The sequence below is a fragment of the Amycolatopsis circi genome, assembly GCF_003385235.1.
Lineage (GTDB): Bacteria > Actinomycetota > Actinomycetes > Mycobacteriales > Pseudonocardiaceae > Amycolatopsis > Amycolatopsis circi.
On the sequence record NZ_PQIA01000105.1, the window covers coordinates 1 to 15,852 of the forward strand.

The 15,852-nt window shown below is 68.5% G+C and carries 17 protein-coding genes; 3 read left to right on the top strand and 14 right to left on the bottom strand.

Features of this window, described 5'->3' with window-relative positions:
• The coding region (locus tag D0D37_RS33450) for a PucR family transcriptional regulator ligand-binding domain-containing protein (RefSeq protein ID WP_208720264.1) at window positions 1–785 on the bottom strand (785 nt) is incomplete at its 3' end.
• Window positions 786–966: 181 nt separating this feature from the next.
• On the opposite strand from D0D37_RS33450, the gene D0D37_RS33455 reads away from it, so the two are divergent.
• Window positions 967–1,920, top strand: coding sequence for a 5-oxoprolinase subunit B family protein (locus D0D37_RS33455; protein ID WP_116204592.1), 954 nt, complete (start codon window positions 967–969; stop codon window positions 1,918–1,920).
• Window positions 1,917–2,897, top strand: a complete 981-nt coding sequence (locus tag D0D37_RS33460; protein WP_116204593.1) for a 5-oxoprolinase subunit C family protein — start codon at window positions 1,917–1,919, stop codon at window positions 2,895–2,897. The genes D0D37_RS33455 and D0D37_RS33460 overlap by 4 nt, the downstream gene beginning before the upstream one ends.
• Here the strand turns inward: D0D37_RS33460 and D0D37_RS33465 are convergent.
• From D0D37_RS33465 to D0D37_RS33500, 8 genes are all read right to left on the bottom strand, one after another.
• Window positions 2,881–3,624: a cysteine hydrolase family protein gene (locus D0D37_RS33465; RefSeq protein WP_208720265.1), complete on the bottom strand. Its 744-nt coding sequence runs from the start codon at window positions 3,622–3,624 to the stop codon at window positions 2,881–2,883. The two genes, D0D37_RS33460 and D0D37_RS33465, sit on opposite strands and share 17 nt — an antisense overlap.
• Window positions 3,608–4,948, bottom strand: coding sequence for an MFS transporter (locus D0D37_RS33470; RefSeq protein ID WP_116204594.1), 1,341 nt, complete (start codon window positions 4,946–4,948; stop codon window positions 3,608–3,610). Before D0D37_RS33470 ends, D0D37_RS33465 begins: the two co-directional genes overlap by 17 nt.
• A 107-nt stretch (window positions 4,949–5,055) precedes the next feature.
• Window positions 5,056–5,586 (bottom strand): flavin reductase family protein, encoded by a 531-nt coding sequence (locus D0D37_RS33475; protein WP_116204595.1) that lies wholly within the window; start codon window positions 5,584–5,586, stop codon window positions 5,056–5,058.
• A 72-nt stretch (window positions 5,587–5,658) separates the two neighbouring features.
• Entirely contained in the window at window positions 5,659–6,003 is a 345-nt protein-coding gene (locus D0D37_RS33480) for a cupin domain-containing protein (RefSeq protein WP_116204596.1), read from the bottom strand.
• Window positions 6,000–7,460, bottom strand: a complete 1,461-nt coding sequence (locus D0D37_RS33485; RefSeq protein ID WP_116204597.1) for a 4-hydroxyphenylacetate 3-hydroxylase family protein — start codon at window positions 7,458–7,460, stop codon at window positions 6,000–6,002. The genes D0D37_RS33480 and D0D37_RS33485 overlap by 4 nt, the downstream gene beginning before the upstream one ends.
• On the bottom strand, window positions 7,460–8,119 hold the full coding sequence (locus D0D37_RS33490; RefSeq protein WP_167493608.1) for a DUF2848 family protein: 660 nt from the start codon (window positions 8,117–8,119) through the stop codon (window positions 7,460–7,462). Before D0D37_RS33490 ends, D0D37_RS33485 begins: the two co-directional genes overlap by 1 nt.
• Window positions 8,116–8,928 carry a carbon-nitrogen family hydrolase gene (locus tag D0D37_RS33495; RefSeq protein ID WP_116204599.1) on the bottom strand — a complete coding sequence of 271 codons (813 nt, stop codon included), beginning with the start codon at window positions 8,926–8,928 and terminating at the stop codon, window positions 8,116–8,118. Before D0D37_RS33495 ends, D0D37_RS33490 begins: the two co-directional genes overlap by 4 nt.
• Entirely contained in the window at window positions 8,925–9,584 is a 660-nt protein-coding gene (locus D0D37_RS33500) for a GntR family transcriptional regulator (RefSeq protein ID WP_116204600.1), read from the bottom strand. Before D0D37_RS33500 ends, D0D37_RS33495 begins: the two co-directional genes overlap by 4 nt.
• A 619-nt stretch (window positions 9,585–10,203) precedes the next feature.
• Here D0D37_RS33500 and D0D37_RS33505 point away from each other — a divergent pair.
• Window positions 10,204–11,424, top strand: coding sequence for an amidohydrolase family protein (locus D0D37_RS33505; protein ID WP_116204601.1), 1,221 nt, complete (start codon window positions 10,204–10,206; stop codon window positions 11,422–11,424).
• Here the strand turns inward: D0D37_RS33505 and D0D37_RS33510 are convergent.
• The 5 genes from D0D37_RS33510 to D0D37_RS33530 all read right to left on the bottom strand — a co-directional run bounded on the left by D0D37_RS33510 (window position 11,379) and on the right by D0D37_RS33530 (window position 15,851).
• Window positions 11,379–13,157, bottom strand: coding sequence for a glycoside hydrolase family 76 protein (locus D0D37_RS33510; protein ID WP_116204602.1), 1,779 nt, complete (start codon window positions 13,155–13,157; stop codon window positions 11,379–11,381). The two genes, D0D37_RS33505 and D0D37_RS33510, sit on opposite strands and share 46 nt — an antisense overlap.
• Window positions 13,158–13,268: 111 nt before the next feature.
• A complete protein-coding gene (locus tag D0D37_RS33515) occupies window positions 13,269–13,460 on the bottom strand; it encodes a hypothetical protein (protein ID WP_116204603.1) in 192 nt (63 codons plus the stop codon).
• A gap of 122 nt (window positions 13,461–13,582) precedes the next feature.
• Window positions 13,583–14,425 carry a hypothetical protein gene (locus D0D37_RS47570; protein ID WP_208720266.1) on the bottom strand — a complete coding sequence of 281 codons (843 nt, stop codon included), beginning with the start codon at window positions 14,423–14,425 and terminating at the stop codon, window positions 13,583–13,585.
• Window positions 14,425–14,742: a YbaB/EbfC family nucleoid-associated protein gene (locus D0D37_RS33525; RefSeq protein WP_116204604.1), complete on the bottom strand. Its 318-nt coding sequence runs from the start codon at window positions 14,740–14,742 to the stop codon at window positions 14,425–14,427. Before D0D37_RS33525 ends, D0D37_RS47570 begins: the two co-directional genes overlap by 1 nt.
• Complete coding sequence (locus tag D0D37_RS33530; protein WP_116204605.1) at window positions 14,739–15,851, bottom strand: CHAP domain-containing protein; 1,113 nt, start codon at window positions 15,849–15,851, stop codon at window positions 14,739–14,741. Before D0D37_RS33530 ends, D0D37_RS33525 begins: the two co-directional genes overlap by 4 nt.
• Window position 15,852: the final 1 nt, after the last annotated feature.

Sequence of the window (15,852 nt, forward strand, 5' to 3'; positions counted from 1 at the left end):
CTATGCAACTCCGCGCACAACAACGAGACCGCAGTAGTAACAATCGCCTGCTCAGCAGTACTAAGCGGAGTAGACCGCCCCACCACCAAAAACCCCTGAACCCGCCCCCGCACCGCCAACGGCAGCACCACCACGGACTCCCCCGCGATAGTCATGCTGAGACTCGCCGAGTTAGCCCGGTCCCGCAGCCGAGGCAGCTCGATCCGCACCCGAGCCACATGCATCCGCGCCGCGGGCACCCCCGCCCGAAACCCACCGGCGGCGTCCAGCAGCAACGTCCACCCACGCACCGCCTTAGCCAGCCGCTCCGCGATCGCCCGCGCCGAGTACGGCGACAACGATGCCCGAGTCAGATCCCGCTGGGCCGAAACCGCGTAATTCAACTCCCGCTGCCGCTCGTCGGACAAATGCCCAGCAACAAGCCGACTCAGCGCAGCGAACCGGGTAGTCGCAGGCACCGCCAGCACTGGCAACCCAGCCTCCGCGGCGGCCTCGACCAGCGGCCCAGGCACGCTTTGATAGAACGAACTGGCCCCGAATCCCAGCGCCACCGCACCACCCGCCACCAACCGGGCGACGTACTCCCGGCTGGCCGCCTCGCCCAGCGCGAGCCGGGATCCGGTGGTAAGCACGAGTTCGCCGCCCTCGAGGTACGGCGACGGATCGGGCAGTTCGCTGATCAGCGCCCAGGTAATCGCTTTCTCGAGCGCGCCGGAGGCGCCCTCGGCGGCGAGTTCGAGACCGTGTTCGCCGCGTTCGAGCAGCATCTGGACGGTTAGCGGCATGGTGTCTCCCGGGGACGGATCGGGCGGCCGGAAGTGTAACCGCCGGTCTGGTCCGCTGCCGGGCGATCGCCACCCGGACGAACCAACGTTCTGGACAAAACCCGGTGCTGGTGGGTAGAAACCGTCCCGACCGGACTTCCTCGCCCGCGGATGTCCGGCCGCGCAACGGAAAGAGATCTCGATGCCCGCAACCTCCCCGGCCCGGCCGGACGTCACGTACCGGACCGCGGGCGATCGCGCGCTGCTCGTCGAGTACGGGCCGCCGCTGCCGGTCGACCTCGGGCTCAACTTCTTCGCGCACGCCTCCGCGCGGCGACTGGAGGAAAACCCGGTGCGCGGAATCCTGGAGGTCGCGCCAGGACTGCGTTCGCTGCTCGTGCACTACGACCCGGAAACGATCCAGCACGACGCCGTGATCGCCGCGATGGACCGGCTGCACCGCGAAATCCCCGAGCCCGGCTCGCTCGTGCTGCCGAGCCGCCGCGTGAAACTCCCGATCGCGTTCGACGATTCGACGTCGCGGGAAGCCGTGGAGCGCTACCAGATCACCACGCGCCCGGACGCGCCGAATGTCCTCGACGGCAACAACGTCGACTACCTCGTGCGCTCGAACGGTTTGCCGAACCGTGAGGCGCTGTACTCGCGGGTCCTGGAATCCGAGTGGTGGAACGCGTTCACCGGCTTCTACCCCGGTCTGCCTTCGTTGCTTCCCCTCGACCCGCGCTCCGAATTGGTCGCCCCGAAATACAACCCAGCGCGCTCTTGGACTCCCGAAGGGGCCGTCGCGTTCGGCGGCCCATGCCTGGTCATCCACCCGATTGAATCGCCGGGTTCGTATCAGCTTTTCGGCCGGACACTGCCGATCTGCGACCTCGTCCGCCGTCCGCGCGCGCATCGAGCGGACCCGATCCTGATCCACCCCGGCGACCGGATTTCCTTCTACCGCGTCGAAGAGGCGGAATTGATCGAATTGCGCAGGCAGGTTTTCGAGGGCCGCTACGACTACGACATCGAACCCGGCCGGTATGCGGTCGCCGACCACCTCGCCGTCCAAGCCGACCCGGCCATCGCGGCCGAGGCGGCCAAACGGCGCGCGGATCGGGTCGCCGCGCAGGAACTGGTGAAAATCCCGTGACCCAGACCGCGGCATTGGAAGTGCTGGAACCCGGCCTGCAGACGACCGTGCAGGACTATCCGGGCCGACGCGGCAGGCAGTCATTGGGCTTCTTCCCTTCCGGCCCAGTCGATTCGCTCGCCTTCCGCCTCGCGAATCTCCTGGTCGGCAACCGTCCCGGCGCCGCCGCGTTGGAGATCCCGCTGGGCCGCTTCCAAGCAGGCGTCCTCGCCCCCGGCCGGATCGCCGTCACCGGCCCGGAAACGTCAGTCACCTTGAACGGATCCCCCATCCCGCAATGGGAATCGGTACCCGTGGAAACCGGCGACGTCCTGGCCTGCGAGGTGCTGCGCGGCCCCGGACACCGGTTGTACCTCGCTCTGTCCGGCGGCATCGCGGTGCCAGAGGTATTCGGCTCCCGCTCGACCTTCCTGCTCGCCGGTATCGGCGGTCTCGACGGCCGAGCCTTGGAACGCGCAGACATCCTCGACACTTTCCCAGCCACTCCTTCGCGCCCGCGCCGCCTCCCGGTCTCCCTGCGTCCGACCTACCCGACTGCCTGGGAAATCGAAATCCTCCGCGGCCCGCACGCCGACCCGGACTTCCTCACCGCGGAGGATTTCGCCGACTTCCTCGCCGCGTCCTGGCGCTGCGACCTGAGTTCGGACCGGGTGGGCATCCGGTTCAACCCGCACCGCTTCCGCTGGGCCCGCCCGTCCGGCGACGTGGCGGGCGGGCACCCGTCGAACCTTCTAGACTCCAGCTACCCGCCCGGCGGCATCCTGGCCTACGGCGACGTGCTCACCGTGCTAGGCCCGGACAGCAACACCTCGGGCGGGTTCGCGGTGATCGCCACCGTCGCGTCGGCCTCGCTGTGGAAGGTCGGGCAACTCCGGCCGGGCCGGGATACGGTGACGTTCCGGGAGATCGACCTCGACCAGGCTGCGGCGCTCAGTGCGCATGTTAATCAGTTGCTGGATGTCAAGGCGCTGTCTTGAGTTTTGCTTCCTGGTGCAGGACGTCGCCTTCTTTCAACGCGGCCATGATCGCTTGATGATCCATTACCCGGCCGAAGCCGCGCCGAATGGTGCGGAGGGTGGCGCGGTGCGCTTCGGCGTTGTCGGTCGCGTTGACATCCGAACCGAACACGATGTGATAGCCGAGGAAATATCCGGTCCGGGCGGTGGATTCGCAGCAGAAGTTGGTGAGCGTGCCGCACACGATCAGTGTCCGGACTCCTTGACACCGCAACGCGTAGTCGAGATCTGTGCCCGCGAAGGAGTCGTAGGTGTGCTTCGCTGAAATCACGCGCTCGTCGTCGCGCGGCTTCAACCCGTGGTACAGCTTGGCTCCAGGCGTTCCCTCCGCGATCGCACCGTTCGCGATCGGCGGCCAGAAGGCGTAGAAATCGTGCGCGACATCCGGCGCGATCGTGTGCTCGGTGTACAGCACCGGCACCCCGGTCTCCCGGCACGCCTCGATCAGCGCCCGCACCCGCGGCAGCTGCCGGTACGCCTCCGGCACTCGCATCGGCCCGTCCGGGCGGACGAAATCCTCTTGGAGGTCCACCACGATCAGCGCGCATTCCTCGGGCTTGATCTCGAACGCCCAGTGTTTGTCCGTGTCGTAGTCCGCGTCGGCGGCCGCGATCTGCTCACGATCGCCGTCGAGAAGGTCCTCCTCGCCACGGCCGTAAGCGGCCAAATACTCATTCAACGGGTGCACGAACTTCCTCCTCCGCTTTCCCGTTCACCGCACCAAGATCCACCGACTTCGTCTCCTTGGCCAGCAACGAAGCCACGAGCGAAATCAACCCCATCACCGCCAGATAGACCCCGATCGCATACCCGGTGCCGAATTTCGCGTACAACCCGATCGCGATGATCGGCGCGAGCGAACCAGCCAGCACCGACGCCAGGTTGTATGCCAGCGAAACCCCGGAGTACCGCACCTCGGTCGGGAACAGCTCCGCGAAGAACGCCCCGATCACCGAGCTGTACGCGGCGAAGATCAGCAGTCCGCCAGCGACCGCCACCGTGATCAAGCCCGGATTCCGCGTATCGACCAGCGCGAAGAACACGAACGCCCACACGATCGTCGCCACCGAAGCCACCACGTAGATCGGCCGCCGTCCGATCCGGTCGGCCAGCAGGGCGAACAGCGGGATCGTCACCACCGCGCACGCCTGCCCGACCAGCACCGCCGTCAACCCGACCGAACTGTCCATTTTGAGCACAGTCGTGACATAAGTGATGATAAACAACGAGAACAGATAGAACCCGGCATTCTCCCCGAAACGCGTCGCCGCGGCGAGAAGCACACTGCGCCAATGCTTCCGGACCACCACCCCGGCAGGCAGTCCCTCGGGTTTCGGCGTGTCCTTGAACAACGGAGTCTCCGCGACATAAAGCCGCAGCCACAACCCGATCAAAACCAGTACCGCAGACAGCCCGAACGCGATCCGCCAACCCCACGACAGGAACTCAGCCGACGGCATCACCCCGCCGAGCACCGCCAGCACACCGGCGGCGAGCAGGTTACCCAGCGGCGGCCCGACATTCGGCCACGAAGACCAGAACGCCCGCCGGGCACTGCCGCCATGCTCGGACACCAGCAGGACCGCCCCGCCCCACTCGCCGCCGAGCGCGAAGCCTTGCACCAGGCGGCAGACAACGAGCAGCAGTGGGGCAAGTACGCCGACAGCCTCGTAAGTGGGCAGCAGCGCGATCAAGAACGTCGAGGCGCCCATCAGCAGCAGGCTGGCGATGAGCGTCGACCGTCGTCCCTTGCGGTCGCCGAGGTGGCCGAGCACCACCGCGCCCAGCGGCCGGGCGAGAAAGCCGACCGCGTAAGTGGCGAACGCGAGAACCGTGCCGACCAATGGGTCGTGCGAAGGGAAATACAGTTTGTTGAAGACCAAAGTGGACGCGGTGCCGTACAGAAAGAAGTCGTACCATTCGACGGCGGTGCCGGCGAGGCTCGAGGCCGCCACCACCCCCAGCCGCGTGTGCGGGCGTTTTCTGTTACGTTCGCGAGAGGTATCGGCCATTTCGGCTCCTGTAGTCGGAGGGTCCGTGACGCGGATTAAGTGCTGATGCCGGAAGCCTCGGTGGCTGTTGGCGCAGCCACCGAGGCGTGTTCCCCCCTGGAACTGCCTCAGAAGAACCAGTGCACGGGCTCGTTCGCCCGGCCGGTCAGGTCCGCGAACCGCCCCCCGTGGAACGCCAGCGGTTCGCCGTCGCGCTCGCACACGCTGCGCACGTGCCCGAACACGACCACGTGGTCGCCGGCGACCAGATGCCGCTCGACGTCGCATTCGAGGTGCGCGAAGGCGTCCGGGATCACCGGCACGCGGTGGCGGCCCTCGGTCACCTCCAGCCCGGCGAAGTGGTCCTCCCCGCGGCGGGCGAAGCGGAGCGCGAGCTGTTCCTGCCGCGCGGACAGGATGTTGACCGCGAATCGGCCCGCCTCGAGGACCGCGTCGGTGCTGCGCGCGCCGGTCGTCAGGCACACCAGCAGCAGCGGCGGGTCGAGCGAAACCGAGGTCAGCGAATTGACGGTCATCCCGTGCGGCACCCCCGCCGCCCGGGTGGTGACCACCGCGACGCCGGTGGCGAACCGACCCATCGTGCGGCGCATCGTCATCGGGTCGACCTCGGCCGAGGAAGTCGACGAAGTGGTGAGCATGGGAGTCTCCTTGCGCAGGGGGCTCGTGAGTGCCTATGCCGGTTAGAACCGGCATAGGCACTCACGAGGGGTTCAGGCGGGGTAGCGGACCTCGAACGTGACGACCCCCTCGTCGGTCCGCCACGGGCCGTGCGGCATGCCCGGCGGACGGCAGGCGTACATCCCCGCAGTGAACGTCCGGCCGAGCGTGAGATCGGTGAACGAGCCCTCGAGAATGTAGACCTCCTCCCAGAAATCGTGCTTCTGCACGCCCATCGGCGTCGAATCGGCACCCGGCTCGTACCGCAGGATCCGCGTCGCCACGCCGGTTTCCGAGTCCTTGGCGAGAATCCGCTCGGTGATCTTCGGATCGTCGCCCGGGCACACCGTGAAAGCGACGTCGGTCACCGGGAAGAATTCGTGTTCCGGTTTGTTCATCGGGTGATCGCTCCGTCGAGGTCGTAGCTGGACAGGAAGGCGTCGATGTCGCCGAGCGCTTCATCGAAGCCGTAGTTGCGGTAGGCATAGCCCTTCACCACGAACGGTGCGCCGGCGTAGAACATCTCGTACTGATGGTGGCGTCCGGCGAATTCGCTGCCGACGACGTCCCAGGCGAGCTTGAACAGCTTCACCCGCTCCTCCGCCGGCGCGGACGGGCTGTAAATGTATTTGTCGATATCGGCGCGGGTCTCCGGGTTCGTCAGGTCCGCGACGCTGGAGGGCACCTGCAGCACCCCGCCGCCGACCAGGTCGCGCAGGATCGCCAGCAGCCGCGGGTACAGCTCGGCCTGCAGCCCCATCGCGCCGTACACCGCACGGGAGCCGGGCCGCCACATGCCGTTCTCGTCCGGTTCCGCGGAGTATTCCGCTGCCAGCACCGCGGATTCCACAATGGACGCGAGACTTGCCAGCTCGCCGAGTTTCTCGACCACGCCAGGGAACTTGTCGACGCCGTTGACTGCGGCGACCTTACGGGCGAGTCCGACGATGAACTGCGTCTTCACCATGAACCGGATCTGCGCCTGCCAGTTGCCGAACACGTGCGCGCCGGTGTCGAAGAACTGCCGCCGCAATCCCGCGACATCGCGGTAAACGAACACTCGGTCCCATGGAATGAAGACGTCGTCGAAGACCACCAGCGCATCGGTTTCGTCGTAGCGCGAGGTGAGCGGGTAGTCGTATTCGCTCGTCGCGGCCGGAGCGTACGGACGGCGGCAGTAAAGCTTAAGTCCTTCTGCGTCAACGGGAACCGCGAAGCCGAGCGCGAAGTCAGCGTCCTCCGGTCCGAGCGGCTTGATGCAGGACACGAAGATCTCGTCGGCCACCGCACCGCCGGTCGCGAGCATCTGCGCGCCGCGGATCACGATGCCGTCCTCGCGCTCCTCCGCGACGCCCGCCTGGATCAGGTCGCCTTCCCAGGCGTGCGCGGTGGTCGCCCGAGAAACCTGCGGCGGAATGATCGCGTAGGAGACGTACAGATTCTCCTCCAGCACGCGCTTGTGGTATGCCGCGACGTTGGCGGAAAAGTCCCGCTCCCCTTGCGCAAACGCTTCCGGATGCGCGGAGAAGGCCGCGACGAATGCTCCGACGTGGTCCGGACTGCGGCCGACCCAGCCGTGCGTGTGGCGTGCCCAAGTCGTCGCCGCTTCGCGGTACGCCTTGAGGGCTTCACGGCTGCGCGGCGGCGTGAACAGCCGGTTCACTGTGGACCCGGTCGCCGGGTCGGTGACCGGGATGCCGGACTCCGGGTCGGCCGCGAGGTCGAACAGTTCCGCGATGGTCTTCGCGATCGGCGCGAACGCCGGGTGGTGGGCGACGTCCTCGACCGGCGCGCCGTCGAGGTAGATCCGCCGGGGGCCTTTCAGTGCGGCCAGATAGTCGGCTCCGCTGCGCATCACTCGCTCCTCTGTTTCGTTTCGTACGCGTGGGTCAGGGTCGGGCCGCCGGGCAGTTCCAGGTGGATGCGCCAGTACGCGCCGTGCACGAATTCGCCGCCGAGCAGCGGCAAAGTGCCGCAGTACAGCGCGAAATCGCCCTCGACCGGACCGAGCCGGTCGAGCAGATCCGCCGGGTGCCGCAGCGCGGCCAGTTCCCCCTTCTGATACGGGCAACCGTCCACACTGGAGTCCGCGACCACGTGGTTCCAGTCCGGAATGGACACTTCGGTCCCGATCTCGGCGACCACCTCCCCGAGCGGTTTCGGACAGGCCGCTTTGGACAGTGCCACGCCGTCCCGCTCCAGGTCGCGATCGGTGTGGTCGGACCCGACCCCGAGGAAGTACCTTCCCTGATGCCGGATCAGCACCGGCTCGACCTCGCCGGACGTCCCCGGCGCGCTCACGCCGACCACCGGTTCGGTCGTCAGCAATTCCGGGTCCAGGCGGTAAAACGCGGGAACCGACTCCGGGCGCGGCACGCCGATCGCCGCCAGTTCGGCGATGTGCTCCTCGACCGCGGCCTCGTCGCTTCCGGTGTACCCGGCCACCACCAGCCGCGCCGGAGCGAACGCCAGTTCCTCCCCGGTTCCCGCGACGTGCAGCACAATCGTGGTCATACTCCCGCTCCCGTGAAGTCTGCCGTGGACACCGGCCACCGCCGATCGGCCAGCACCGGGAACTCCGCCCGCACCGTGTCCACAATGGATTGGTCAATTTCGCAGCGCAGCACTTCCTCGCCGCTGCCCGCCTCCGCCAGCACGGCGCCCCACGGATCGACAATCCGGCTGGTACCGGCCAACTCGACGCCGCCGTGCTGCGTGCCGGCCGCGTTCACCGCGATCACCACGACCTGCTCTTCCACCGCACGACACGAGGTGAACATCCGCCAGTGCTCGCGCCGCGCCGCGGGCCACGCCGCCGGAACCACGACCGTCTTCGCGCCGCGGTCCACCAGCCCCCGCCACAGCTCGGGAAACCGCAGGTCGTAACAGGTAGTCGCCCCGATCGGCCCGAGTTCCGTTTCCGCGACGCTGAGCGAGTCGCCCGGCGTGAGCAATTCCGCCTCGCGCGAGGCATATCCGAAGACGTGCACCTTGCGATAGGTATGCGCGATCGTGCCGTCCGGCGCGAGCAGCACCGCGGTATTGAACAGCCGGCCGGCCTCGTCGCGCTCGACCAAACTGCCCAAATGCACATACGCACCCAAGCTGCGCGCCCACTCGCGCCCCGCCGCGACAGTCGGCCCGTCAAGGGTCTCCGCCTCGTCCGGATACGCGTCGAACGAGAAGTACCCAGCAGCCCACAACTCCGGCAGCACCACCAGCTCGGCCCCGCGCGCCGACTCCACCAACTGCCCGGCCCGCACCCGGCGGTCCGCGGCAGTCTCGTCCGGCGGGCTGGCCAGCTGCACCAAGGCGACCTTCACAGCCGCTCCCCGACCCGCAACGCCGTCATCGTGCTGGACAAGTGCTTCGCCAGCGCTTCTCCGGCCGCGGCAGGCTCGCCGCCGCGCAACGCCTCGGCGATCGCCGCGTGCTCGGCCAGCACCGTCCCGGCTCGGGTTTCGCTGCCCGCGACCGCACGCAGCCCCATCCGGACCTGCCGGTCCCGCAACGATTCGTAGAACTCGGCCAGCACCGGATTCCCGGCGCGCCGCACGATCGCCCGATGGAACGCGCGGTCGAACTCGATGAACCGGACCGGCTCGTCGACCACTTCGCGCTGCTTCGCGAGAACGTCGTCCAGCTCGGCGAGGAAGGCTTCGTCGACACGCTCGGCGAGCTTGCGGACGCACCAGTCCTCGACCAGCTCGCGCGCCTCCATCACCGCCCGCACCTCCGCGTCGGAGATCGGCGGCACGAACGCGCCCTTCTTCGGCACGATCTCGAGGAACCCCTCGGCCTCGAGCCGCAACAGAGCCTCCCGCACCGGCGTCCGGGACGTCCCGGCCGCCTCGGCGACCTCCGATTCGGTGAGGAAGGTCCCGCCGTCGCGCGGCAGTTCGGCGATGCGCTGCTTGAGGAACCGATAGGTGACGTCCTGCGCGGACCCGGCCCGCCCAGCCTGTCGTACACTGCTCATGGACAAGATGTATACATCACGCATGGCAGGCGGGCAAGAGGTGTTTGCCGAGGTTGAGCGGCCGTGACTGGCGGTGACGTCACCGGGGTGAGGCTGGTCGGCGGGGGTGCGCGGGGACTCTTGGGCCGGGCGAGGAGGTCGGGGCAGCCGAGTCGGTGCTTCTCGTCTGGGGCCGCGCACCGGTGTGCGCTAGGTACGCGGTGCCGGAGGAGTCTGCCGCGAATTGCCTAAGCCGCTGGGCCATGGAGTCGCGATCGGAGATTCACCGGCCGCGCAGAACGAGCCGAGACCTCCGCGCGGTCGGCAGCCTGCGAGTCACACGACCACAGATTCCCGGGCAGCGCAAACCCGGCTCGGCCTCCGCGCCATCCACCGGCCGACGAGCTTCGAGGGCACCACTCCGGCACCACCGCCCAAAACCCGCCCACCGACACCAAGGACCGCACCACCACCGAAGACGCCTCCGCACGGCCACACCTCCCCGACCGTTCACCGTCAGCGGTCTGCCAGCACCCGGTCACCTCGACCTCACCTCCTACCCGAAAAGTGCCTCCTTGGCACCAAGATCACCACCGCTTACGGTCGGGAACCACCGCAAAAGCCACTGGGGAGTTGTCCGTTGAATCGTTTTGTCATCACCGGCGCACGCGTCTTCGACGGCGAAAACTCGCTGGGCGTCGTGGACGTCGAGGTCGCCGACGGCAGGATCGCCAGCGTCGGAGGCAGCCGTCCGGCCGGGGTCGATCTCGTCGACGGATCCGGGGCCACTCTGTTGCCCGGCCTCATCGACGCGCACACGCACACCGACGCGGAATCGCTCCGGCAGGCGCTGACGTTCGGGGTCACCACGGAATTCGACATGCTCTCGATGCCGGAGCAAATGATTCCGTTGCGCCGCAGGGCAGCCACGTCGAACGACCTCGCCGACGTGCGTTCTCCGTCCATCGGGCTCACTCCAGCGGGCGGGCATCCGCATCAGCTGCGGAAGGGCGAAGGCGACCCGCAATGGCCGACGGCTAACCGGCCGGAGGAAGTCGCGGCGTTTGTCGAGGGCAGGATCGCGGAGGGGGCCGACTATCTCAAGGTGCTGGTGGAGGACGGTCAGCTGTTCGGCAGCGACGCTCTGCCCCGGCTCTCCCCCGAATTGGTCGAGGCGACGGTCCGGGAGAGTCACCGGCGCGGGAAAATGGTGTTGGCGCACGCGATGACCGTCGAGACGGTGGAACAAGTTGTCGACGCGGGAGTCGACGGGCTCACTCATCTCTTCGCTGATCGGCCGCACACCGCGGAGTTGATCGAGAAAATCGCTGCCGCCAACACCTTCGTGATCCCCACCTTGACGGTGCTCGCGTCGATCACTGGCGAGCCCGTCGGTCGCCAACTGGCCGAGGATTGGCGCGTCTATCCGAAACTGACGCCGGAATGGCGGGAGAATCTGTCCGGCATGATGGCCACCAGTTCCCGCGAAAAGTTCGGCTACGCGTTGGAGACGCTCAGGGCGCTCAAGGAAGCCGGGGTCGACCTCCTGGTGGGCACGGACGCGGCGCATCTGGGCGCACCGGGGATGGCCCACGGTGCCAGCCTCCACGGCGAACTGAAGCTCCTGACACAGGCGGGATTCACTCCCACGGAAGCTCTGCGAGCAGCGACCTCCGTCCCGGCTCAGCGATTCGGGCTGACCGACCGAGGCCGCATCCGACCGGGTCTCCGGGCAGATCTCCTGATGAGCACGGGAGACCCGACGGTCAGCATCGGCGACACTCTCTCGATCCGGCACGTCTGGCGCAACGGAACTTACTGTGCCGCGGCAGCGATCAACGCCTCCAAGCCGGAAGCCTGAGTCCGCCAATCCACCGCGTTCGACGCACCGCCAGCCCATCGCTCGCCAAGGCGGTTCAGCGAGTCGCGATCCCGCAGCCACACCGAATCCGCTTGCTGCTGCACGAAATCCCGGTACTTTGGGTCCCCAGTAGCGGAAGCGAGATCGCCGAAGTACCGCATGAAGATGCCTTTGAACTGTTTCTGATTGTCATCGCACGAGCCGCTGTCACACGATTCGACCAGCACCCCGCCCGAAGTGAGGCCGTTCATCGCGGCATCCGCCAGCCGCCGGGCAGCATCCACATAGGACTGGTCGCCGGTCGCCCGCCAAAGCTCGGTGAAGCCGCCGATGGCCAGGCCCTGGTTGTAGGTCCAGACGGTTTGGCCGTTGTTCGCACAGCCGGAGGTGAGGCCGTCGTTGACGAGGCCGGTCGAGTTGATCAGGCCGCTCCGCAGGTACCACTCCCCTGCCTCACGAGCGCGGGCCAGCCATTCGGTGTCGCCGTCGAGGCGGCGGTGCAAGGCAGCGGCGAGGCGAAGGTAGAGACCGCTGGTGACGGCGTTCTTGTACGTCCGTTCGCGATCCCACCACACTCCCCCGCCGCAGGTGCCGGTGTCCCAGAAACCGTGCACATAGTCGGCGATTTTCGTCGCTTCGGCGAGATATCGGGCATCGTGGGTACGGTCGTACGCCGCGAGCCATGCCAGGCCCCACCACGCGGTGTCGTCGATCGCGCGGCTGATGAAGTCGCCGTCGATCGGGTCGGAACTGCGCGCTCCGGCGGGGAACGCGGACCGGTTCACGTCGAATACCCGCGACAGGACCGGATCCAGGCCGGAGAATCCGGAATCCGCCAGTGCGGTCACCGCGACCGCCGAGTTCCACCAGCTCGACGGCCACCAGGCGCGGTAAACGTCCTGCGACCACAGCAAAGCATCGACACCCGCGGCGACCCGCGACTGAGCGGGACGCGCCCAGGCGGTGCAAGCGCCCTCCTGGTGCGAGGCTTCCCGGCCGCACGCCCGAACGGCACCGCCGTTCATCCGTCCGCGTGGATCTCGAGCGGCGAAGGTCGCGGTCTGTGTCGTGGTCGCACCGAAGGGGACACTCGTGCGGCCGAGCGACGAACCGTCCGGCCAGGTCGCGCCTGCGTCCCACGACCGGTCCAGCCAGATTTCGTCGCCGGGGCCGCCGGAATCGATGCTGGCCCAGGACATGCCGCGGTCGTCGAAGTGCAGGCGGACGGAACGGCCGAAGATCGTCGCGGCCGCGACCGGCTGGCTGTCGCCGGTGCCAGGCGCGGAACCGTCGCAGGCGGCATCGCAGACGGTCGGGTAAATCCAGGCTGTGCAGGCGACGGCCTGGGCGTCTCCGCAGGCCCGGACCAGGCCGCGGCGGTGGCCGACCGGGTCGGTGAGGTTGTACATGAGCGTGCGAGTGCCGGTCCACGTGTCCGGAATGCTCGCTTTGCCCAGCAGGCCGTCCCAGGTACTGCCGCCGTCCCAGGACCGGTCGAGCCACACCGCGTCGCCGGTGCGGCCGTTGTCGATGCTGGCCCAGGCCATGCCGTCCTGATCGGAGACGTGCAGGCGCAGCACCCGGCCGTTGATGTCCTTGTCCGGCAAGGGAAAGCTCTCCTGCGCGGCCTGCGACGGATCGAGCGGGTCGCAGGAAAGCGCACAGACGGCAGCGGCCGCGCGCGGGACGGTCAACGAGGCGAACACGAGCAGCACTACGAGCACGGTCCGCATGGACTCGTCCCCTCGCCTGGGTGAATTTCCGCCCAGGATAGGAACTCGCGCGGGCGCCGGTGAAGGCCCGCGCGCGGTTCTGTCCCGTTCCGGACAGCCGGGTTAACCCGATCAGCCGCCGCTGCTCTGGCGCCGTCCGACCGAACGGCCGATGAAGTACCCGAGGATGAGCCCGACGATCAGGCCGATCGCGACGAAGAAGATGATCGTGGCGGCCGCGATCTTGCCGACTGTGCCGAGGAATCCCTTGGCCTCGAGATCGGTCGCGATCGCCACGGACTGGGTCAGTGCGTAGTGGGTCATGCCTCCCAGGATGGCATCGGCCGGGGACAGGCGCTCGGGGACTCACCGAGGCGGGTCGCGGCGGCCGCCGCGGTGCGCTGCTGTCGGGCGGGCGAGCGCCTCGGCCGCCCCGCACGCGATACTCAGTCCTTGACCGGCTTGAGCACGAACCCTTCGTCGTCTTGGCCGTCCGGAGCCGGACGCCGCGTGGCCGGTTCAGAACCGCGCGGCGCGTCGTGGTCGGGCTTCGGAGCCGCGGGCGGCTCCGTCTCCGGCTCTTCGCCCAGCGCCAACGCGTCTTCGACAGCCGCCGCGACCGCCGGGACGCATCCCGCGCGGACGGCCCGCAGGCCCTGGTGCAATGCCCGCGTGCCGGCCTCGGCGCTGAGCCGCGAGATCTCCGCGGCCAGCGCGTCCGGGCCCAGTTCGAGCGCGGACTCGCCGATGTCCAGATGCACGAGCATGCCGTGCAGGTTCACCGTGACGCTCAGCCCCTCGCCGCCGGCTGTCGCGCGGATGGCGGCCAGGCCCTCGGACAGACCCAGCCGCTCTGGGATCTCCTCGGCGATCTCGATCAGCTCGTCGATCCCCCGCTCGTCCCCGCCAGGCTCTCGGGGCTCGTCCGGCGTGCGGGACTCGCGGGGAGCCCCGGACTCGTCCCCGCCAGGCTCTCGGGACTCGTCCGATGCCCGGGATTCGTGGGGAGCCCCGGACTCGACCCAGCCGGGCCCCGGGGATTCGTCCGGCGTGCGGGACTCGCGGGGAGCCCCGGACTCGTCCCCGCCAGGCTCCCGGGACTCGTCCGATGCCCGGGATTCGTGGGGAGCCCCGGGCTCGTCGCTGCCGGGCAGCCCGGCCGGAACCTCGTCCGCGCGCCCGCGAGCGACCCGCCCGCTGTCGGCTGTCTCGCCCGCGCCCCACTCCTCGGCGTCCGCGGGCAAACCGTCGCGCTGACCAGCCGCAATCCCCCGTCGCACCTCCGCCATCACACCCTCCACGTGTCCGGAGTGGTGTCTTCGGCGCGGTCCGCCAGGTCCGTTTCGGTGCCGAGGCCGAGACTGCCCAGTTCGGCGCCGCTGAGCCCGCTGGGACCGCCGAGACCGCCCAGTTCGGCTTCCAAGGCGCGGCGGGCGCGTTCGTTGGCCTCGGCGGCGGCCTCGCGCACCGCGCGCAGGATCGCGTCCGCCAGCCGGGGACCGCCGCCGCGCAGAGCGCCCGCGGTGAGTTCCAGAGTGCGCAGCGCTCCGCCGGGGGCGACCTCGACCGCCACCCCGCCGTCCCGCGCCGTGCCCGTGATGCTCACTTCGGGTGCACCCCGCCGTAGAACTTGTGCAGATCGCGCGGCAGCGTGTAGGTGAGGCGCTCGACCTGGTCGTTCGCGTTGCCCTCGATCGTGGTGATCTTGTTGCCCTCGACCTTTTCGATGATCCCGATGTGGTGGCTGTGCCCCCACGACGGGCCGTCGCCGAACAGGATGGTGTCGCCGGGCCGCGCGTTGTGCGCGAGCGCGGCGCGGTCGTAGGCGAGGTGGTGGCGCTGGCCCCACTTGTAGACGTCGCCGGTGAAGCCGTACTTCGGGATGTCCACTCCGGCCGAACGCCACATCGACGTCGCGAAGTACGCGCACCACGGCTGTCCGGTCGGGCCCCATTTGTTCCGGTTGTTCGGCCCCTCGTGGTAGCCGAGGTTGTCTCGCGCGTGGTCGAGGATCTTGTCGGCCTTCTTGCTGTGGCTCGCGTGCGTGCCGCCGTGGTGCTGCTCGTGCTTTTTGTGCGCTTCGTGCTTCTTGTGCTGCTCGTGCGCGCGGTGGCCCCCGGGTTTCGGCTTGGCGCGGTGCGTCCCGCCCGGGTCGGCCACGCCGTCGTGGTTCAGGTCCTTCTGCAGCGCGCGCAGCTTCCGGGCCGCCTCTTCCATCTCCGCACGGGCGTTCTTCAGGTGCCCGCCGGATTCCTTCAGGTATTTGCCCGCCAGATCGGCCACGTCGCCGATCGCCATCAGCAGCGCGGCGGGGCTTCCGTTGCGCGCCAGGACGTATCCCGCGTCGATGATCTTGCGCGCCTTCGCGACGAACTCGTCGATCAGCTTGCCGGTGGCCTGATGCCGCCCGGCGAGCGCGTCGGTGACCTCGCTGACCACCTTGGCCCCGTGCGTGCTCGCCCGCGCGGTGACCTTGAGGTCGCGACCGAACTTGCCGGTGTCGTGCTCGAAGGCCGGATTCGCCTCGCTGTGCCAGGTGTTCAGCAGTGCGTGCGCGGCTTTGCGCTGCGCCTCGTACTGTTCGGTGATCTCGTGCGCGGCCCGCTGCAGCGCCTGCTGCGCGGCCTGCGAGTCCGCGGCCTTGCCCTGGAGCTTGCCGTGGTGCGTTTTCATCTCGTCCGCGAACAGCGTCGCGACCCCTGCGGTGTCCAGCACG

Coding starts and splice junctions, on each gene's coding strand:
- D0D37_RS33480 (WP_116204596.1), bottom strand. CDS start 6,003: ATGAACAAACCGGAACACGAATTCTTCCCGGTGACCGACGTCGCTTTC.
- D0D37_RS33490 (WP_167493608.1), bottom strand. CDS start 8,119: ATGACCACGATTGTGCTGCACGTCGCGGGAACCGGGGAGGAACTGGCG.
- D0D37_RS33475 (WP_116204595.1), bottom strand. CDS start 5,586: ATGCTCACCACTTCGTCGACTTCCTCGGCCGAGGTCGACCCGATGACG.
- D0D37_RS33515 (WP_116204603.1), bottom strand. CDS start 13,460: ATGACCCACTACGCACTGACCCAGTCCGTGGCGATCGCGACCGATCTC.
- D0D37_RS33455 (WP_116204592.1), top strand. CDS start 967: ATGCCCGCAACCTCCCCGGCCCGGCCGGACGTCACGTACCGGACCGCG.
- D0D37_RS33510 (WP_116204602.1), bottom strand. CDS start 13,157: ATGCGGACCGTGCTCGTAGTGCTGCTCGTGTTCGCCTCGTTGACCGTC.
- D0D37_RS47570 (WP_208720266.1), bottom strand. CDS start 14,425: ATGGCGGAGGTGCGACGGGGGATTGCGGCTGGTCAGCGCGACGGTTTG.
- D0D37_RS33500 (WP_116204600.1), bottom strand. CDS start 9,584: ATGAGCAGTGTACGACAGGCTGGGCGGGCCGGGTCCGCGCAGGACGTC.
- D0D37_RS33485 (WP_116204597.1), bottom strand. CDS start 7,460: ATGCGCAGCGGAGCCGACTATCTGGCCGCACTGAAAGGCCCCCGGCGG.
- D0D37_RS33470 (WP_116204594.1), bottom strand. CDS start 4,948: ATGGCCGATACCTCTCGCGAACGTAACAGAAAACGCCCGCACACGCGG.